This is a genomic window from Vibrio sp. St2, assembly GCF_947311885.1.
Taxonomy (GTDB): Bacteria; Pseudomonadota; Gammaproteobacteria; order Enterobacterales; family Vibrionaceae; genus Vibrio; species Vibrio coralliilyticus.
In genome coordinates this window covers 388094-405610 of the sequence record NZ_CAMZNA010000002.1, presented here as the reverse complement: position 1 = coordinate 405610, position 17517 = coordinate 388094, and the positions used below count along the sequence as shown (strand labels likewise).

Sequence of the window (17517 nt, the reverse complement as noted above, 5' to 3'; positions counted from 1 at the left end):
GCTTGCTTTGTAACCTGTATGTCAACATTAGTCGGTTGAGAAGTTTTGTCGCCTAGCTTAACAAAGGTTAATGATTATTGATGAGGTGAATATTAATTTGGCTTCCACAAATGTAAGGAGAAATGCAATGTTAGAGTGGCGAGTAAAGAGGTTTGCCGAATTATCCGTGAATGAACTGTATGATTTTCTGCGTCTACGAGTTGATATCTTTATTGTTGAACAACAATCGCCCTACAGTGACTTAGATGGAAAAGATACTCACCCTGAAACGCGACATGTTATGGGTTATGAAGACGGAAAGCTGGTTGCGTATAGCCGATTGATGCCGCAGGGCCTAGGTTACCCGGAAGAAGTGTTAGAACTGATTGATACCAGCGCCAATGATGTATGTATCGGGCGAGTGATCGTTGCGATAAGTCATCGTGGCCGTCAGATTGGTCATGAACTGATGAAATTGAGCTTTGATACGCTGAGGGAGATACATACTAGCAGCTCTATTTTCATTTCATCGCAGGAACATTTGAAAGACTATTACGGTGCTTATGGGTTTGAAGTAATCACGGGTCGTTACTACGAAGACGGGTGCACCATGCTTGGGCTGAGGTATACACCCTGAATTGAAGGCGGTGCAACCGCCTAAATTGACATTATCAGTCCCAATGTAGAATGGTCCAGTTTGGACGATCAGCGATGGCTTTTAATCGAGGGCAAGGGTTGACCAAGTAGGCGTAGTCAGCGCGCTCACATAACGGCAGGTCATTGATTGAATCAGTGTAAAAGTGGATCTCTGTATAGGCTTCGTCTCTGGCACTGAGCCACTGTTCTAGTCTAGTCACCTTACCCTCTCGATAGCTTGGAACACCGGACACTTTTGCCGTGTAGCGATCGTCCTCGGTGACCAATTCGATCCCCATGGATTGCTCAACGCCCAGATGCCGTGCCACGGCTTCGACAATAAAGCTCACGGTAGCGGAGATAATTAATGTATCGACGCCTTGCTTATTGAGCTGTTCTAACAGCGGGATAGATTGTTGAAATTGCTTTGGGGCAATCCATTTATCAACGCATTCGTTGACCAGCTTCTCAACTTCTCCTAAAGAGAGGTGAGTAATAGGGGCCATGGCAAACTTAAGGTAGTCATCCATGTCTAGCTTTCCCTGAGAATACAATGCCATCAGTCGCTGATCTTCTGTGAGGAAACTTGCATCATCGACAATACCTTTCTCGACTAAAAACTCATTCCAAATCATCGCACTGTCTGCTTTGATTAATGTTTCATCTAGATCGAATACGTACAAAGGTTTGGTCATGGAGCGTCTCTCAGTGATGTAGGTTGTGTTCGCAAGGCAGGGTAACGACTAATTATGACAGTTTATTTTCACTCAGAGCGCTTTCTATAAGTCGGATGGATCAGAGACAGAAATTTGATTTTCTACACTGATGATCTTTTGGTATTCACCCGATTGAATCAATTGTTGGATGCCTAAACTGAGTGCTTCACTAAGGCGTGCACTACGCTCATGATCATGCTTAGAGAACATAGTGTACATGTCTTTTTCCATTATTGGCTTAGGGTGAATCCGGATCTTATTTATCTGTATCGCAGAAAGTATCGTGCCCATCATGTAGTAACCACGTTCAACCGCCGCTGGGTAAGCGTCTATGCGTTGTTTCCCTAGTTTAATAAAATTACTTTGGTCCTCATTGGCAACCTCGACTTTTACGCCCTGAGACTGGAGCAAGCGGGTCACTTCATAGGCTTGTGTGGCACCAATATGGTAGTTGTTTAAATCCAAAGATTTTTGCCAATCAAAGTTGCTGTCGACATGGTAGAAAAAGACAATTTTTTGTGTGAACAGGGATTCTGAGAAGATGAAAAGGGATTGTCGTTCATCGTTCTTAAACCAAGGGAATGTTCCGTCATATTTGCCTGACTCAACGTAACGGTAAGCTCTGCTCCAAGGATGATAGTCGATAGTGACACTATAGCCTTGCGTTTGGTAAGCAGCGATGACCAGGTCTTCGGCAATTTTATAATTTGGGTTATTAAGGCTGCTGGTATAAGGTTCCCAATCACCGACAACCAATTTTACGACTTTGTCACTATTTTGGGCGACAGATAAGGGTGAGCACACGAACAACAAAATTATCGCAAAAATCCTACTCATAGCTCGTCCCTTGATCACATCTACCTTCAAATTTAGATGATAATTCGATTAATAAGTAGTCTGACTCATGAAGATTAACTATTTGTGAATGCTTCTATCTCATCCTTTCGTATGGCCCCTCTAGGTGCTTCAAGGTTTTAGCTCTCATACTAAGAGCGCGAGCTTGGTGTGTCCAAACTATTGCCATTGGCGACTTTGGCTCTGTTCTGTGCACTCTGATAAGCTGGGACGTAATCAATTAGTGCTTCTTCTATTTCTTTAGGCTTAACCGGTTTAGAGAGAAAACCATTCATACCGATTTCAAAACAACGCTCACGATCCTCCTTGATCACGTTAGCTGTGACAGCAATTATAGGAACATAGGCCGCCCAACCTTCGAGCTGACGAATTTTCTGTGTTGCTTCGTAACCATCCATGACAGGCATATGACAGTCCATCAAGATGGCGTCCACCTCATTCTGCTGACAATATTCCAAAGCTTCGACACCGTTATTCGCTATATCTACCTCCAAACCAAGCAAATTAAGCATGACTTGAATCACTTGTTGGTTTACTCGAGTATCTTCAACAACCAGCACTTTGAGGCCAGTTTTGTATTTCGGAGACAACTTCTTCATCTGGGTACCAGAAGAAGCTGGAAACTCAACCAGATTTGGTGACGATTGAACAATACCCCCAATAGCCGTTGATGGAGTATCTATTGGGATAGAAAAATAAAAGCTGCTGCCAAGATCAACTTCACTGGTCACCTGGAGCTTACCACCCATCAACTCAACGATTTTTTGGCTTATCGCCAGCCCCAACCCCGTTCCTCCGTATTGTCGGGCTGTGCTGCCATCGGCTTGTTGAAACTTGTCAAAGATTGAGTCGAGTTTGTCTTTGGCGATACCAATCCCCGTATCTTTGACTTCAAACTGAAGTTGGTTGCCTGTCTCGTTTTCCAACAGCTTGATGTTGAGCTCAACATATCCACGATGGGTGAACTTAAGGGCGTTGCCGATCAAGTTATTGATGACCTGCTTCAGCCTGACAGAATCAGCCTCTATTTCCTGAGGTACAGCTGGGTCTATATTGCAGTCGAAGAACAGCTCTTGTTGTTTGGCGCGGATGCTATATTCGTTGGCTTGCTGTTGGATAAGTGATTTGAGGTCAAACTTGGTAGGATCCAATTCGAAGTGGCCGGCTTCTATTTTCGAAAAATCGAGGATGTCATTGATAATATCGAGCAAGGTATGGGACGACGTCAGCAAAATATCGACGTAGTTGCGCTGAACTTCATTCGGCTTGGTTTCTTTAAGTAGTTCAGCGACGCCGACGATCCCATTCATTGGGGTGCGAATTTCGTGGCTCATGTTGGCTAGGAATTCACTTTTCTTAACATTAGCGATTTCTGCCTTTTCTTTTGACTCGATGATTTGCTGGTAATTGACTCGTAGCTGCTCTGCACATTGATTGTATTTGTCTGTCAGATGGCTGATCTCATCGTGGAACAATCGCTTTGGCATCACCAGTTTGTCGGGAGTCGGGCTGGTATGGAAATCAGCCATTGCAGATGAAAGGTGAGAAATGGGTTTTAAGATCAGTTTCATTGTTAGCCATAATAAGCAGGAAACAATGAGTAAGGTCTGTATCAAGGTCATCACCAGCAGAAATAAGAACTTTTGCCACAATGCGTGATAGACAGGAGCTAAATCGGTTTCAATTCTTAATTGCCCGAGCGTAAAGCTCTTGTTGCCGAGTTGGTAGGTTAAATCCCAGACGTTAATCACCTTTTTACCTGTGATTTCGTTACCTAATTCTATAAGAGTACTTTTGCTGTCGATGATGGTTAATCGATCGACTGCAGGCAACTGGAAGATGCTTGAGGCTTGAGTCGTGAGTTGCTTTTGGTCTTCAATCCACAGGCTGTTTTGCAGGCTTGCGACGTAGCTGTCTTCAATTTGAAGCATTTGTTTATCTAAGTTGTTTTGCTCCGCTTGGTAATCAACGTAGAAGTTTACTCCCGCCATAACGAATGCGAGAACGAGACTCACGAGGAGCGTGACAATGACAAGTTGCTTGTCGATGCCAAGTTGACGTTGTTTATTCATAGCAAGTTATTATGTGTGTAATTGCTTACTAATAGCCTAGTATTAATTGTGGCATTAGGAAAATCGATATCCGGACATTCAGTCAGCTCATTCACGATTATTCCATTTATCTTGTTTTTTCAGTCAAATTGATGAGTGAGTTCAGGCATACATTAACACTCGTCTCAAAGTACTTCGTCAGTCTAGAAAACTGATTGAAATAATAAAAAACCATATTTAGCCAGAGATGGTACATACTTAAATAAAGCTCCACTTTAAAAGGACTTACAGTGAGGCGTTGGAAAATCTGGTTGATCGTTTACAGCCCAGCATTGCTGTGGGCAGGGCTCTCTTTAAAAGAAGCAACTTGGTGGGTGGAAAACATCGTTGCTTACCCAAGTCTGTTTTTAATCGTCTACATCGTTTTCGCACTGATTTTTGCCTTAAGATTAAAATGGGCACCAAGTGCAATATGTATTGTTCTGGCAGGTGCGTTTACCTTGATGGCTCCAAAGTCCAATCAAAATTTGGTGTCTCGCTGTGCGAATTCTGTCTCAGTAGTGCAGTTCAACCTCTACTATGAGAACCCTGATGTAAATGCGTTCATCAATTACTTGCTTACCAAGCCTGCAGACTTAGTTGTGATGCAAGAAGTCGCGCCAGAAATTGGTGAAAGGCTGAAGATGCTCAGTGACATCTATCCCTACTTCTATGGCGGCCAGAAAGGTGTGGGTTATCCCTCAAGCCAGATGATTCTGAGTGTTTCTCCGTTAAAAAATATGTCGGTGTTTATGACGCCGGATGAACAAAATATTATTCGTGGGACCTGGTATCCCCACAATCAAAGCGCGATGACGCTCATTGTGGCGCATCCGACTTCACCAAGGACTAAAGAGTTGTGGTACAGGCGAAATGCACTAATTAGGACCATTGAGTCGCTGATAGAAATCTATCCCAGCGATGAAGTTATGGTATTGGGAGACTTTAATCTCTCCTCCGCTAGTTTACGTTTTGCCAAACTGTTTCCAACTTTCCAGAAAGCCCCAGTCGCAAGCTGGCCCAATTGGTCTCAAGCGTTCAATACGCCGCCGGTTTCCATGATCGCAATTGACCACTTGTGGCTACAATCTGTGAATGCAGGCAGAAAGATCTGTCAGCGCCAAAGTTCACCTAATCCTGCTGGTTCAGACCATTTTCTAGTCAAAACTGAGATTGGTTATTGATTATTATTCTCAACTTGTTGTGTGAAGATTTTAGCTAGGTTACCCTCCAAATAACTTAATCAGCCTTTGGATGGTAACTATGGCAAATCTGGCGATTACGGAAATTAAATCCTTTATTCCCAGCAAAGACTTTGAAATTTCGCAACGATTTTATCAGGCGTTGGGATTTGAGGTTGCTTCAGTCTTTGGTGACGTTGCTTACATGCGAAAAGATAACACCGCTTTCCTGCTGCAAAACTACTATCAAGTTGAACATGCAGAAAACACGATGATGCATTTACTGGTAGAGGATGCGATGGGTTGGTTGGAGCATGTTAAGGCGTCCAGTGTCGAAAAGGACTTTGAGTGCAAAGTGACAGAGCTGATTGAACAACCGTGGGGCATGTTGGAGTTTTGTCTGATCGATCCTTCTGGCGTGCTATGGCGAATCGCGCAAAATATCCGTTAATGTAAAAACGCCCCTCATCATCGAGGGGCGCTTTCCTTTAATCCAACGACTTCTTGAACCTCGTTGAGGCGATCAATAGACCAATCACAGTAAAGCAGGCCAGCCATAATGTGTCGTGCCACATACCGCTTAGATCAGAGCCCCGTAGTACAATACCGCGAATTAAGCGCATAAAGTGTGTGGCGGGTAAAGCTTCAGAAATCCATTGAGCCGCAATAGGCATCGCTTCATACGGGAACATAAAGCCAGACAATAGTATCGACGGCAGCAAGATAAAGACGGTCATCTGCATGGCCTGTAGCTGTGTTGACGCTATGGTCGAGATCACCAAGCCAAGAGTAAGGCTTGCGGAGATAAACAACAGCGTTCCTAGAAGGATCTGGCTAATGGCTCCGTTAATCGGGACATCAAAGATGAAGTGACCTAATCCCAGAATAATGAACACCTGAATCAGGCCGACAAAAATATATGGGACGATTTTAGCGACCATCAATTCGAAAGAGTGGATGGGTGTAGTGATTAACAGTTCCAGATTGCCACGTTCTCGTTCTCTTACAATCGCTGCGCTGGTAAACAGAATCATCGTCATTGTCAGAATGACACCAAGTAGACCCGGTACGATATTCACCGCAGAACGACGACTTGGGTTGTAGAATAAAGCAACTTCAAAGGTCTTTTGTTGTTCAGGGCGGATATCAAAATCAAAGTCCGTTAATGGCATATTCTGCAGTGCCAGAATCGCAGAACTGATCATGGTATCGGAACCATCAACCACCCATTGCCCTAGCACACGATCTTGGGTCATTCGTTGCGTCAGGTCAGACGGAATGATTAGAGCCGCACGTATTTCACCGTTCTGAATCGCTTGTTCTGCCTGTTCCGCGGTTGGGTAAGTGGCTTTGACGTCAACCACCTGAGTGACCTTGACCGATTCCGTGATGACACGTCCGGCGGTACTCTGACTTTGGTCTACAACACCGATAGGAATATTGCGTACGTCGGTGTTTATCGCAAAACCGAATAGCAGCAGCTGAATCAGGGGAATCATCACGACCATGCCAAAGGTGATGCGATCACGGGAAAGCTGACGGATTTCTTTAAACATGATCGCCTTCATGCGAGCGATAGACTGGATCATTGTCTTCCTTCTCCTGTGACAGTGACAAACACATCTTCTAGGCTCGGTCTGGCTAGATTCATTTCCGCTTCGATGAGTTCAGGAAACTGCTCGCGCAACCATGCAATCGGGTCTTGGATATGTTGATGAATTAAAACCCGCAGGCGAATTCCTAATTGTGCGGCAGAGCGCACTTCCTCTCTGAAAAGAAGGGATTCCTTCAGTGCCCGCAAATTGTCTGCTTTGACTTCGACAATATTGACACCCATATCGGCCATTAACTGTTCTGGCTCGCCGTCAGCACGAATTCTTCCTGCCTCCATGATGGCTAGTCTGTGGCAACGTTCCGCTTCATCCATGTAGTGAGTCGTAACCAGAATCGTAGTGCCTTGGTCAGACAGATCAAAAAGCTGTTCCCAGAATTCGCGGCGGTTTTCTGGGTCAACGGCTGAAGTCGGTTCGTCAAGAAACAAGAGTTCAGGTTGGTGCATAGTAGCGGCAGCAAGAGAAAGGCGTTGTTTCTGGCCCCCACTCATTCCACCGACACGTTGTTTTCGTCGCTGGTCTAAGCCATAGGTTTTCAGTTGTTCATTGATACGTCGCTTGAGGTGTTTGGACCCCATACCAAATATTTGACCGATAAACTCTAAGTTTTCCTCTACGGTTAAATCGTCGTAGAGAGAAAACTTTTGCGTCATGTAGCCAATTTTGAGGCGCAGAAGTTCAGATTGGCGTGGTATTTCTAACCCCAATACATCGACGTCACCTTCACTTGGGCTTAGCAAACCCGTCAGCACACGGATGGTGGTGGACTTCCCACAGCCGTTAGGTCCAAGAAAGCCGTAAATACTGCCCTTGGGTACATTGAGCGTGATGTCGTCGATGGCGGTGAAATCTCCAAACCTCTTTACTACATTCTCTGCTTTAATCGCATATTCCATTGGCACTACTCTCCAGACAAGTCGATTTGTGCCGGGATGCCAGATGGTAGTCGCTGTGCCGAGGACTCAAGGTCAACTTCCGCCAGATACATCAAGCGAGAACGCTCGTCTTCGGTGAGCGCATAATAGGGTGTAAATGAGGGCTCGCTGGCAACCCAACGAACTGTCCCAGAGATTGGATTTTCAACGCCGTCTACAGTAACCGAAACTGACTTCCCCGGTACAAAATCAACGCGATGGTTAGCTGGCACATAAACACGCGCATACGGCACGCGACTAGCCTGTATGACGGCGACCACGCCATTGACGGGAACACGTTCGCCCAAATTGTAAGGTAAGTTATCCAATACCCCATCACGGGTTGCGGTAATGGTGAGCTCGCTAAGCTTCTGTTGCTGGAGAGTCACATCAGCAACAGAAGCCGCGAGCTCGGCTTTCGCTTGTTCGATATCTTCAAGGCGTGAACCAGCTGTCAGCTTGCTAAACTCTTCTTTGGCTGAGTCCAGTTCGGCTTTCGCGGAGTCGCGTGCGGCAAGTGCCGTGTCCTCTTCTGATTGGCTGATCAGCCGCTTTTCAACCAGCTCCGCTTTTCGGGTGTAATTCTTCTGAGCTTCAGTTAATTGAGCTTCAGCACGTTTAACGCGAGCTTGGGAAGCCGCGATGTCTTCTGGGCGTTCACCATTGGTCAGTTTGAGTAGGTAAGCTTCTGCTTTGGATTGTTCAGCAACGGCACGTGCGAGTACCGCTTCTTGGCTGGTGGTATCAAGCTGCACCAACACTTCGCCTTGCTTTACTTGTGAGCCTTCTGTCGCGGGTAACGCAAGGATGATTTCGTTGGCTGTAGCAGTGAAGGTGACACGGTCTCTCTCCAATGTACCAAGTGCTTGGGATGAGTCATCTTGTGTACAGGCCGTTAACAGCGAAATCAGAACAGATCCGATCAAGAACCGTTTCATAAAGTACTCCAAATCAGCAAGTTAAGGGAAGGTGTCGCTAAGCGGAGCGATACCATTGACTGTGTAAATAGGATATATTCTCGATTAACTATAGATACAGAAACTTAATTCATACAAAATTAATCTAGTGATTAATTTATCATGGTTTCTTCTTTCCCTTCATACAGTTACTACAGAGGTCGAAATGGACTTTGAGCAAATGAGTGAGCAAGCTCTTTGGGACCTAGCCAATCCACTCATGGATAATTTAATGCAGGCATCGACGGAGATAAATCATGCGAAACATGTGCAGGATTTTACCCCGCGCTTGCGCGATATCGTAAAGCCCGATTATTTCGAGCGTGTCGTGAAACAGTATCAGTCACTAAAAGGCGTGTTCACTGACCGTACTCAGGTGGCACTGTTCAAGCGCCCTGACTCAGCCGCTTTTGTCTGGAGGCAAGGTTTCAGTCGAGTTGAAGGAGATTATGTCGCGGAAATGGTCTTGGTTTATCGTGAAGGGAAGATCATGGTGGATCATGTGATGGTGTTTTAACCGAACTCTGACGGCTATAGGCATTGTGGTCCCTCAGATAAGGCTTTAGAATTGCGCCTCCACTAACATAAGTGCATGTTTGAGGAATTATGAACAATGCCCAAGCGATAGTGGCGCATCAGGCGAAGTACACGGTATCACCTAAGCGTGAAATTGTACTTCGCGAGATGTTGTCACTGGCAAAAATGGCATCAATGATTGCTGTCCCATTTTTGCTTATTACTCTGGCTTGGATCTAAACCAGAGCACACAGCACAAGGATGTGTGCTATCGGGTTTATTCTGCAACACCACCTTGAGTCAGCTTCGCCGGATCTAGCAAACGCTCTAGCGTAGCGCGATCAAGGTCCGTCTCTTCTTCTGCCACGTCAATAATGGCACGTCCTTGTTTGTATGCTTTCTTAGCCACTTCAGCTGCTTTCAAATAGCCAATAACAGGGTTGAGCGCCGTCACCAGTATCGGGTTTTTCGCTAATGCGACTTGAAGGTTGTCTTCACGGACATTGAAGGTCGCGACCGCTTTGTCTGCCAGAGCAATTGCGCTGTTGGCTAACAGTTCGATGCTTTCCAGTACATTGTGAGCGATCACAGGCAGCATGACGTTAAGCTGGAAGTTGCCAGATTGGCCGCCTACGGTGATGGTGGTGTCGTTGCCGATGACTTGTGCGGCTGCCATGGCTGCGGCCTCTGGGATCACTGGGTTTACTTTGCCCGGCATAATAGAAGAGCCTGGCTGTAGGCCTTGAAGTTCAATCTCACCCAAGCCAGCAAGTGGGCCGGAATTCATCCAGCGCAGATCGTTCGAGATTTTCATGATGGCTACGGCAGCGGTTTTGAGCTGACCAGAAAGAGCGACCAAGGCATCCTGACTGCTTAGGTTGTAGAAGAAGTTTTCGCTAGAAGTGAACTGTAAGCGAGTTGCCTGAGAGAGGTTATCTGCAAAGGCTTTAGCAAATCTTGGGTCAGCATTGATGCCTGTGCCCACAGCGGTCCCACCTTGGGCCAGAGCTTTAACGCCAATCAGGCTTTGTTCAATTCCTTGCTTCGCTTGTTCAAGCTGGAATTGCCAACCGCCAAGCTCTTGATCAAATGTGATTGGCATGGCGTCCATTAGGTGCGTTCTGCCTGTTTTCACAACATGACCGATTTCATTACGCTTACTCTTTAGCGTCTCAATAAAATGATTTAACGCTGGGATAAGCTGTTTTTCGACTGTTAGTGCTGCGCTGACCTGAATCGCTGTTGGAACAACGTCGTTGCTGCTTTGACCCATATTGACATGGTCGTTAGGGTTCACGTCACCGCCCAGAATATCACTGGCTAAAGTCGCAATCACTTCATTAGCATTCATGTTCGAGCTGGTGCCAGAGCCCGTCTGGAAAACGTCAATCGGGAAGTGCTCTAAGTGCTGACCATCAATAATGGTTTGCGCTGCGTCGGCTATCGCATTCGCAATATCACCCTCCATCAGACCCAGTTGAGCATTCGTTAAAGCGGCTGTTTGCTTCACGTATGCCAGCGCCTGAATAAACGCGGTTGGCATCGTATGTTTGCTGAAATGAAAGTTGTCGACTGCGCGTTGTGTTTGCGCTTGATACAGAGCGTTCGTGGGTACTTTCACTTCTCCCATGCTGTCTTTTTCAACACGGAATGTCTGTGGGGCAGAAGATTGAGTCATTGATGATCCTTTTGAATTTAATCGTGCGGCGTCTGGATGCGCTGCAATTGTTGTTGTAGGTTTAAAAACTTAATGTCGCCATCTTCCCACTGGTAGTAGTAGCGCTTTAAGCATAGTAGGGGAGTATGAATAGCGTCGAGGCAGACCCGTCGGAACGTGCGACTTCTCACTGGATCCTGAATGGCTTCAATCAAATGAAAATAAACCTGACGTAGGTAAAGTTCACACAGCAGTGGGTTCTCATTCTCGGTACCTTGTTCATAGAACGAAGACAAGGTCATCGCCCAATGAATGTAATCGTGAATGATATCGGGCTCGAACCCACAGGGTGTGTAACGTTCAACAAATCTGTCTTGTGCTTTAAAGAAAGCATTATAAAGCGGTTTCTGGCTATCCATACTGACCTCAAACTTTTTGTAATGATAATTATTATCGTTTTCAATAATCGAATCAACCCTGTTTGATGTATGGATGTCAGACAGTGCGCTGGCGCACAATCAGGCGCAGTTTTCTTTTAATGCTGTCGGCGACTAATGAGGCACTTCAAGATAAGAGCATTGCTGAAAAGAATAAACCGACGCCATAGGCGGAGTGGGTGAGCAGACTTAATGTTCTCGCTAGCCACGGCTTTGGTTTTTTGCTTGCAGCTATGCCAAACCCAAGGCAAGGCTGAATAATGAAGTAAGGGAAGAGTAGGGTTACAAAGCCAGTAAGCCAAGCTTTTGCAACCGTTGGAGAGGTAAGCCACGTTTCTCCGGCCCAATAAACATGTCCGATTGCGAATATCACCCCGATGAGATAGTGCAGCAGCCAGCCAAGAACGTTTTCTCCCCAAACCGATGGAGTGTTCATAATGGTCTGATGCATCCATTTCCCTTTTGAAATCCAAACCACCCACCTCGCCACTAATCCGTAATTTAGAGGCGGAATGCCCAGAATTCGTTTCTGTATGATTCCCCATAAGTCCATGATGACGGTTGCGCCGATTCCGATCAGAGTCGCCTGAAGCAAGATATGAGTTTCCATTTGAATATCCTCGTTGTAATCGCTGATGGTTTTGATAGATTGCAACTAGGCTACAACTTAAAGTCGACTTTAAGTCAAGGGTGATTACCATGGATATCGCGGATGTGTCTCGTCAGTCTGGGCTCAAGCCTTCTACACTCAGGTACTATGAGAAACTCGGTCTGATTCGTTCAATTGGCCGGAATGGTTTACGAAGACAATATGCCCCAAGCGTACTGAACAAGCTCAATATCATCTGTCTGGGTCGCTTAGCAGGTTTATCGCTTGATGAGATATCAGCCATGTTTGATGATAAAGATGAGCTGGCGATAGACAGGGCTCTACTCACGAAGAAAACGCATGAAATCGATGCTCAGATTAAAAGACTGCAAGCAGTGCGGGATAGTCTCAACCACGTTGCGAATTGTCCGGAGCCGTCACATCTGGATTGTCCTTCATTTCAGAAAATGATGAAGTCGGTGAAACATTACTTGTGACGGTTAAAGTCATCTTGGTTTGCTTAACAGGCTTATCAGTCAGCAGATTGAAAGAGATGTGGTTACACTAAACACTAATTATAACCAATAAGGTCGCGCTTTGCTTACCGACAAAAGACTTACATTTGCCACTGCCAATTTGTTCAATTTCATCGAACCACCCGGTGCGTTTTATGACTTTGAAAATATCTATGACGCTGACGCTTGGGAAGCTAAATGCCAATGGACAAAAAATGCCATTCAGAGCCTCGATGCAGACATTATTGGAGTTCAGGAAGTATTTAGTCTCGATGCTGCCCGCCAGCTATTCGAAGAGATGGGGTACTCGTATTTCGCCAGCGTGGATAGCCCTAACATAGAAAGTGATTACATCTATTCCCACCCCGTTGTGGCTCTGGCTTCTAAATACCCGATCTCGCATGTTGAAGCGGTCACGTTACTGGCATCATCGCTAGCAGGCTATTCAATCCCGCAGCCGGAGTTTAGCCGTCAGCCAGTCTTTGCTATGGTAGAAGTGCCAGATATCGGTGAAGTCGCTGTTTATGTTAGCCACCTAAAATCTCAGAGAGCCACCGAAGCAATAGAAGAAGGTGAAGGACAACCGCTGGTGGGCCAATGGCTTTCAAGCCAGCAAAGAGGATGGGAGGCGGTGATGTTAAGATTAGCGATGGAACAACAATACGCGAAGCATCCGATCCCGACTGTTCTGATGGGGGATATGAATCAGCCGATCAGCAGTGACATCACAGGTTTACTGACCAAAACTATCGAAGGCGAATCTGGCTTAATGCTGCGAGACAGCTGGGACATTTTCGCTTTAAAACAGCCAGAGATAGAGCGTCCACCCACACACTATCATTTTGCGAAAGGCAACGTGCTCGACTACATCTTATTGTCGCAGGAGTTTCAGCCCGACTCGCAGTACTCAATGGCTGATGTGACGTCCTATTCGACGCTCGATGCTCACCTTATCAACCCAAGTTTTGAACGGGACAAGCAGGCGAGTGACCACGCGTTTGTCTCGGTGACAGTTAGGTTTGTGCTGTGATGTGTTCGACACCGATTGCTAGCTAGCCATCTTAAGTGAACGGCGGTGCTTTCAAACGTGCAAAAAAATCCCCTCGCAAAAATGCAGAGGGGATTGAATTCAGAACGAGTAAGCTTTACTTAGATTTTCTTTGCTGTTCTTTACGTGCAATCTTTTCTTTTCGACGTTGGGCAATCACCTGATCGGCCTCGCCTCCAACGTGCGTTTCGCCGCGTTTGTTAGCGAGTTGAACTTGCTTTTCACGCTCACGGAAGCGTGCTTTTTGCTCATCTGTATGCTTGTCGATACATTTAGGGCAGCTAACGCCTTTCTCAAACGCTTCAGATTCCATGTCTTCCTGAGTAATCGGCAAACGACACGCATTACACATCTCGTAGCCACTTTTCTCTAGCTGGTGGTTTACCGCGACACGGCCATCGAATACGTAGCAATCGCCTTCCCACATGCTTTCTTCTTCAGGCACTTCTTCAAGATACTTCAGGATGCCGCCTTCTAGGTGGTATACCTCTTCGAAGCCTTGTTCCTTCATGTAAGCCGTAGACTTTTCACAACGAATACCACCAGTACAGAACATAGCGACTTTCTTGTGCTTTGCTGGGTCCATGTTTTCAGCGACGTATTCAGGGAAGTCACGGAAAGTATCTGTTTTCGGGTTAACCGCATTTTTGAACGTACCAATTTCGATTTCGTAGTCATTACGAGTATCGACTACGAAAACTTCTGGATCTGAGATCAACTCATTCCACTCGTCTGGCTTAACGTAAGTACCGACGACATGACGAGGGTCGATGCCTTCTACACCGAGCGTCACAATCTCTTTTTTCAGCTTAACCTTGGTACGATTAAACGGTTGGTTTGCGTCGAATGACTCTTTGTAAACGATATCCGCAAGGCGAGAATCCTGCTTGAACCAGGCGAGAAGAGTGTCGATACCTTCTCGGCTAGAAGCGACCGTACCGTTGATGCCTTCGTTAGCAAGCAAGAGCGTGCCACGGATTTCATGTTGTTCCATCAGCGCTTTTAGCGGCTCACGAAGTTCCACATAATCTTCAAGACGCACAAACTTGTAAAGTGCGCATACTACGTAATCTGTCATGTTTTTTCCTTTTAGCGAACTGGAGCGTAAATCCAGAGCTTTGAGTTAAATCGGGCGAAGTATAGCGGAGAGTACTAGCGACAAATACAGACAGTTTTTAGGGTTTAATCGACGAGCTATGTTTTGCCATATTCTGACGACAAAAGGTTTATCTAAACCGTTAGCTCAATTCGGTTTCCGTCTGGATCAAAGAAGCAGCTTTCGTAGTAGCCGTCCCCCGTCGTTCTTGGGCTACTGAGGATCTCGTAACCATCTGCAACTAAACGTTGAGTCAATTGATCTACCGCCTGTTCTGAACCAAGTGAAATGGCAATATGGATAAAACCAGTGAACTGGTCATAAAGGTCATCTTTTGACTCTGGAATGCTGTCCATTTGCATCAGCTCTAGGCGGCAACCACTGCTAAAAGATAGGAAGTAAGAAGAGAAGTTCTTTTCACTGTTATGGTATTTTTGATTGGGCGTCGCGTTGAAATACTTGATGTAGAAATCTTTTAGTAACTCTAGCTGTTTGGTCCAGAGCGCAACGTGCTCAATTTTCATAATTGCATCTCAGTCGGTGTGTTTGATAGGAAATGCTAATCGTGAGCTAGGAAGGAAAAAAGAGATGATTTCTATCGGTGATTTTTCCTCATTGTTGACGATATTGATTGGGAAAAGCGAGATGTGGCTATGGATTCGTGACACTTAACTCTGGTGGAGTTGTAGTGCAAGAAAAGAGGATGTGATTGCCGACGGCGTTTTCCTAATTAGTGGATCTTGTTGGGGCGGTGGAACGAAATAAATCCTCTCATTTTGAGTGAGAGGATTTATTGTTGTGCTTTATAGCTTAAGGTTTGAGCTTAAGTACCTTATCGATATCTTCAGCGCTGTGGCGTTCTGGAACCTGTTCCCACTCTTCGCCCCAAGCGCGGTTGACGATACGACCACGCTGGACTGCTTGGCGAGCTTCAATGGCTTCAGCCCAACGCTTAAGGTGTTTATAACTGTCGACATCTAAGAACTCACCTGCATCATAGGCATTTCCTAACACTAAGTTTCCGTACCAAGGCCAGATAGCGATGTCTGCAATACTGTACTCTTCACCCGCGATAAAGGTGTTGTTTGCCAGCTGCTTGTCCAACACGTCCAGTTGACGCTTCGCCTCCATTGAGAAGCGATTGATAGGGTATTCAAACTTCTCTGGCGCGTAGGCGTAGAAATGACCAAAACCACCGCCTAAGTACGGTGCGGAGCCCTGAAGCCAGAACAGCCAGTTCATGACCTCTGTTTTCGCTGCAACATCTGTTGGTAAGAAATGGCCAAATTTCTCGGCAAGGTAAAGCAGAATATTACCTGATTCGAATACATTGATTGGTTTGTCACCTGAGCGGTCAACTAATGCTGGGATCTTGGAGTTTGGGTTCACCTCGACAAAGCCAGAACCAAACTGATCACCGTCGCCAATTTTTATCAAATAAGCATCATACTCAGCTTCACTGACACCAAGCGCGAGAAGCTCCTCAAGCATAATCGTCACTTTCTGGCCATTTGGTGTGCCCATTGAATGAAGCTGGATTGGGTGTGAGCCCACAGGGAGCGCCTGCTCATGACGGGCGCCTGAGTCCGGTCGGTTAATGCTGGCCCACTGGCCGCCATTTTCATCTTCCATCTTCCAAACTTTTGGTGGTACGTATTGGTTAGTCATTGTTATTCCTTATCCAAAATTGATATCCGGCACTTCCTTATCTTGGGACAGATTCAAAAAGATAAAAGCCCCAACGGGTATTCTCATTAGAACCAAAGGTTCTGAAAAATTGTTTCTGGGTATAAGAATAACCTAGAGAGTCACTTCCGTATTACAAAAGTATTTTGAGCGGGTGCCAGCAGGTATTTTAGTTAATAACGCGAGTGGTGACCTTGCGGAAACCGAAATGAGAGCGCATTTAGAAGCGGTAATGCGTATCGAAAAATAACGCACATGATACAAAACAGCCCTGCAAGTGATATGCAGGGCTGTTTTTTATTGGGCTTTCAATTCTGCCAGTACGTTAAGTAGTGACGGTTGAATGCTATGTCCCAATGCTTTCACTTCTTCACAGGGTTCGAGCAAATCGGGGATTTGATAGGTGGTCATGTTGGCGGCGACCGCACTTTTTACCCCGTTATTGGAGTCTTCGAATGCGATACAGTGCTCAGCTTCAACATTGAGACGGTCGGCAGCCAATAGATAGATTTCTGGGTCAGGCTTGCCGACAGATACTTCACAGCCGCAAGTCAGGCTATCAAAGTACTTGTCTAAACCCGCAAGGCGCAGTTTAATTTCTGCGACGTCACGGTGAGTAGAGGTTGCCACTGCGGTTGGAATTTGCTGTTCTCTAAGCCATTCCAACAGTTCTACAACGCCTTCTTTTACTGGGATTGGTTGGTGTTTGACAATAGCGTCGTAGTTGCGACGCCACTCATTGTGGAGTTTGTCGAGATCATCCCCATAGGCAGCTCGAAAGATCTTGTCTATGCCCGCGGCGTTACGCCCGATGATGGAGAGATAAACGTCTTCATAGAAAGGCAGGTTGACGTTTACACAGGCTTGTTTAAAGACTCGCATGCATACACGCTCGGTGTCTAACAGTAGGCCATCCATATCAAAGATAGCGGCTTGAATTTTCATGGGTACAGCATAATCCTTAACGGTTCGGGCGCTCATTCTTGCACACTTCTAAATTATAGTAAAAGCGCTGATATGACGTGGATTTATC

Annotated in this window: 20 protein-coding genes; 7 read left to right on the top strand and 13 right to left on the bottom strand. The window is 45.9% G+C overall.

Going from position 1 to position 17517, the window contains the following annotated elements:
• Positions 1 to 127: 127 nt before the first annotated feature.
• Positions 128 to 616, top strand: a complete 489-nt coding sequence (locus tag QMA41_RS08325) for a GNAT family N-acetyltransferase (RefSeq protein WP_006961375.1) — start codon at positions 128 to 130, stop codon at positions 614 to 616.
• A 34-nt stretch (positions 617 to 650) separates the two neighbouring features.
• Here QMA41_RS08325 and QMA41_RS08320 read toward each other — a convergent pair whose 3' ends face one another.
• The 3 genes from QMA41_RS08320 to QMA41_RS08310 all read right to left on the bottom strand — a co-directional run bounded on the left by QMA41_RS08320 (position 651) and on the right by QMA41_RS08310 (position 4258).
• On the bottom strand, positions 651 to 1310 hold the full coding sequence (locus QMA41_RS08320; protein WP_281629355.1) for an HAD family hydrolase: 660 nt from the start codon (positions 1308 to 1310) through the stop codon (positions 651 to 653).
• A gap of 84 nt (positions 1311 to 1394) precedes the next feature.
• Positions 1395 to 2168: a transporter substrate-binding domain-containing protein gene (locus QMA41_RS08315; protein WP_171339525.1), complete on the bottom strand. Its 774-nt coding sequence runs from the start codon at positions 2166 to 2168 to the stop codon at positions 1395 to 1397.
• A gap of 149 nt (positions 2169 to 2317) precedes the next feature.
• A complete protein-coding gene (locus tag QMA41_RS08310) occupies positions 2318 to 4258 on the bottom strand; it encodes an ATP-binding protein (protein ID WP_171339524.1) in 1941 nt (646 codons plus the stop codon).
• A gap of 269 nt (positions 4259 to 4527) precedes the next feature.
• On the opposite strand from QMA41_RS08310, the gene QMA41_RS08305 reads away from it, so the two are divergent.
• Together QMA41_RS08305 and QMA41_RS08300 are read left to right on the top strand one after the other, a co-directional pair.
• On the top strand, positions 4528 to 5460 hold the full coding sequence (locus QMA41_RS08305) for an endonuclease/exonuclease/phosphatase family protein (protein ID WP_006961371.1): 933 nt from the start codon (positions 4528 to 4530) through the stop codon (positions 5458 to 5460).
• Positions 5461 to 5539: 79 nt separating this feature from the next.
• Positions 5540 to 5908 carry a glyoxalase gene (locus tag QMA41_RS08300; protein ID WP_040121828.1) on the top strand — a complete coding sequence of 123 codons (369 nt, stop codon included), beginning with the start codon at positions 5540 to 5542 and terminating at the stop codon, positions 5906 to 5908.
• A gap of 37 nt (positions 5909 to 5945) precedes the next feature.
• Here the strand turns inward: QMA41_RS08300 and QMA41_RS08295 are convergent, their stop codons facing one another.
• From QMA41_RS08295 to QMA41_RS08285, 3 genes are read right to left on the bottom strand one after another with little or no spacing between them, the layout of a single operon-like run.
• On the bottom strand, positions 5946 to 7046 hold the full coding sequence (locus QMA41_RS08295) for an ABC transporter permease (RefSeq protein WP_281629354.1): 1101 nt from the start codon (positions 7044 to 7046) through the stop codon (positions 5946 to 5948).
• Entirely contained in the window at positions 7043 to 7966 is a 924-nt protein-coding gene (locus QMA41_RS08290; RefSeq protein WP_281629353.1) for an ABC transporter ATP-binding protein, read from the bottom strand. Before QMA41_RS08290 ends, QMA41_RS08295 begins: the two co-directional genes overlap by 4 nt.
• Before the next feature lie 5 nt (positions 7967 to 7971).
• Positions 7972 to 8922, bottom strand: coding sequence for an HlyD family efflux transporter periplasmic adaptor subunit (locus tag QMA41_RS08285; protein ID WP_281629352.1), 951 nt, complete (start codon positions 8920 to 8922; stop codon positions 7972 to 7974).
• A 184-nt stretch (positions 8923 to 9106) separates the two neighbouring features.
• Here QMA41_RS08285 and QMA41_RS08280 point away from each other — a divergent pair, with 184 nt between their 5' ends.
• Together QMA41_RS08280 and QMA41_RS08275 are read left to right on the top strand one after the other, a co-directional pair.
• Complete coding sequence (locus tag QMA41_RS08280) at positions 9107 to 9457, top strand: hypothetical protein (protein ID WP_021456992.1); 351 nt, start codon at positions 9107 to 9109, stop codon at positions 9455 to 9457.
• An 89-nt stretch (positions 9458 to 9546) separates the two neighbouring features.
• Positions 9547 to 9696, top strand: coding sequence for a hypothetical protein (locus QMA41_RS08275; protein ID WP_021456993.1), 150 nt, complete (start codon positions 9547 to 9549; stop codon positions 9694 to 9696).
• A gap of 37 nt (positions 9697 to 9733) precedes the next feature.
• Here the strand turns inward: QMA41_RS08275 and QMA41_RS08270 are convergent, their stop codons facing one another.
• From QMA41_RS08270 to QMA41_RS08260, 3 genes are all read right to left on the bottom strand, one after another.
• Positions 9734 to 11134 carry a class II fumarate hydratase gene (locus QMA41_RS08270; protein ID WP_198561991.1) on the bottom strand — a complete coding sequence of 467 codons (1401 nt, stop codon included), beginning with the start codon at positions 11132 to 11134 and terminating at the stop codon, positions 9734 to 9736.
• A gap of 17 nt (positions 11135 to 11151) precedes the next feature.
• Positions 11152 to 11532, bottom strand: coding sequence for a hypothetical protein (locus QMA41_RS08265; RefSeq protein WP_006961363.1), 381 nt, complete (start codon positions 11530 to 11532; stop codon positions 11152 to 11154).
• Positions 11533 to 11677: 145 nt separating this feature from the next.
• The gene (locus QMA41_RS08260; RefSeq protein ID WP_281629351.1) at positions 11678 to 12160 is read right to left on the bottom strand and encodes a DUF2938 domain-containing protein; all 483 of its coding nucleotides are present in this window, start codon (positions 12158 to 12160) and stop codon (positions 11678 to 11680) included.
• Between the two features lie 89 nt (positions 12161 to 12249).
• On the opposite strand from QMA41_RS08260, the gene QMA41_RS08255 reads away from it, so the two are divergent.
• Both QMA41_RS08255 and QMA41_RS08250 read left to right on the top strand, forming a co-directional pair.
• Positions 12250 to 12636: a helix-turn-helix domain-containing protein gene (locus QMA41_RS08255; protein WP_064486521.1), complete on the top strand. Its 387-nt coding sequence runs from the start codon at positions 12250 to 12252 to the stop codon at positions 12634 to 12636.
• Positions 12637 to 12736: 100 nt separating this feature from the next.
• On the top strand, positions 12737 to 13684 hold the full coding sequence (locus tag QMA41_RS08250; protein WP_281629350.1) for an endonuclease/exonuclease/phosphatase family protein: 948 nt from the start codon (positions 12737 to 12739) through the stop codon (positions 13682 to 13684).
• Positions 13685 to 13799: 115 nt separating this feature from the next.
• On the opposite strand, the gene QMA41_RS08245 is transcribed toward QMA41_RS08250, so the two are convergent.
• The 4 genes from QMA41_RS08245 to QMA41_RS08230 form a co-directional block, all read right to left on the bottom strand.
• Entirely contained in the window at positions 13800 to 14780 is a 981-nt protein-coding gene (locus tag QMA41_RS08245) for a rhodanese-related sulfurtransferase (protein WP_019275205.1), read from the bottom strand.
• A 152-nt stretch (positions 14781 to 14932) separates the two neighbouring features.
• Complete coding sequence (locus tag QMA41_RS08240; RefSeq protein ID WP_040121820.1) at positions 14933 to 15322, bottom strand: VOC family protein; 390 nt, start codon at positions 15320 to 15322, stop codon at positions 14933 to 14935.
• Positions 15323 to 15608: 286 nt separating this feature from the next.
• On the bottom strand, positions 15609 to 16466 hold the full coding sequence (yghU, locus tag QMA41_RS08235; protein WP_043010023.1) for a glutathione-dependent disulfide-bond oxidoreductase: 858 nt from the start codon (positions 16464 to 16466) through the stop codon (positions 15609 to 15611).
• Positions 16467 to 16781: 315 nt separating this feature from the next.
• Positions 16782 to 17429, bottom strand: a complete 648-nt coding sequence (locus tag QMA41_RS08230) for an HAD family phosphatase (protein WP_281629349.1) — start codon at positions 17427 to 17429, stop codon at positions 16782 to 16784.
• Between the last annotated feature and the right edge of the window lie 88 nt (positions 17430 to 17517).

Coding starts and splice junctions, on each gene's coding strand:
- QMA41_RS08255 (WP_064486521.1), top strand. CDS start 12,250: ATGGATATCGCGGATGTGTCTCGTCAGTCTGGGCTCAAGCCTTCTACA.
- QMA41_RS08265 (WP_006961363.1), bottom strand. CDS start 11,532: ATGGATAGCCAGAAACCGCTTTATAATGCTTTCTTTAAAGCACAAGAC.
- QMA41_RS08260 (WP_281629351.1), bottom strand. CDS start 12,160: ATGGAAACTCATATCTTGCTTCAGGCGACTCTGATCGGAATCGGCGCA.
- QMA41_RS08270 (WP_198561991.1), bottom strand. CDS start 11,134: ATGACTCAATCTTCTGCCCCACAGACATTCCGTGTTGAAAAAGACAGC.
- QMA41_RS08290 (WP_281629353.1), bottom strand. CDS start 7,966: ATGGAATATGCGATTAAAGCAGAGAATGTAGTAAAGAGGTTTGGAGAT.
- QMA41_RS08280 (WP_021456992.1), top strand. CDS start 9,107: ATGGACTTTGAGCAAATGAGTGAGCAAGCTCTTTGGGACCTAGCCAAT.
- QMA41_RS08295 (WP_281629354.1), bottom strand. CDS start 7,046: ATGATCCAGTCTATCGCTCGCATGAAGGCGATCATGTTTAAAGAAATC.
- QMA41_RS08275 (WP_021456993.1), top strand. CDS start 9,547: ATGAACAATGCCCAAGCGATAGTGGCGCATCAGGCGAAGTACACGGTA.
- QMA41_RS08230 (WP_281629349.1), bottom strand. CDS start 17,429: ATGAAAATTCAAGCCGCTATCTTTGATATGGATGGCCTACTGTTAGAC.
- QMA41_RS08245 (WP_019275205.1), bottom strand. CDS start 14,780: ATGACAGATTACGTAGTATGCGCACTTTACAAGTTTGTGCGTCTTGAA.
- QMA41_RS08320 (WP_281629355.1), bottom strand. CDS start 1,310: ATGACCAAACCTTTGTACGTATTCGATCTAGATGAAACATTAATCAAA.
- QMA41_RS08300 (WP_040121828.1), top strand. CDS start 5,540: ATGGCAAATCTGGCGATTACGGAAATTAAATCCTTTATTCCCAGCAAA.
- QMA41_RS08315 (WP_171339525.1), bottom strand. CDS start 2,168: ATGAGTAGGATTTTTGCGATAATTTTGTTGTTCGTGTGCTCACCCTTA.
- yghU (WP_043010023.1), bottom strand. CDS start 16,466: ATGACTAACCAATACGTACCACCAAAAGTTTGGAAGATGGAAGATGAA.
- QMA41_RS08325 (WP_006961375.1), top strand. CDS start 128: ATGTTAGAGTGGCGAGTAAAGAGGTTTGCCGAATTATCCGTGAATGAA.
- QMA41_RS08240 (WP_040121820.1), bottom strand. CDS start 15,322: ATGAAAATTGAGCACGTTGCGCTCTGGACCAAACAGCTAGAGTTACTA.
- QMA41_RS08285 (WP_281629352.1), bottom strand. CDS start 8,922: ATGAAACGGTTCTTGATCGGATCTGTTCTGATTTCGCTGTTAACGGCC.
- QMA41_RS08310 (WP_171339524.1), bottom strand. CDS start 4,258: ATGAATAAACAACGTCAACTTGGCATCGACAAGCAACTTGTCATTGTC.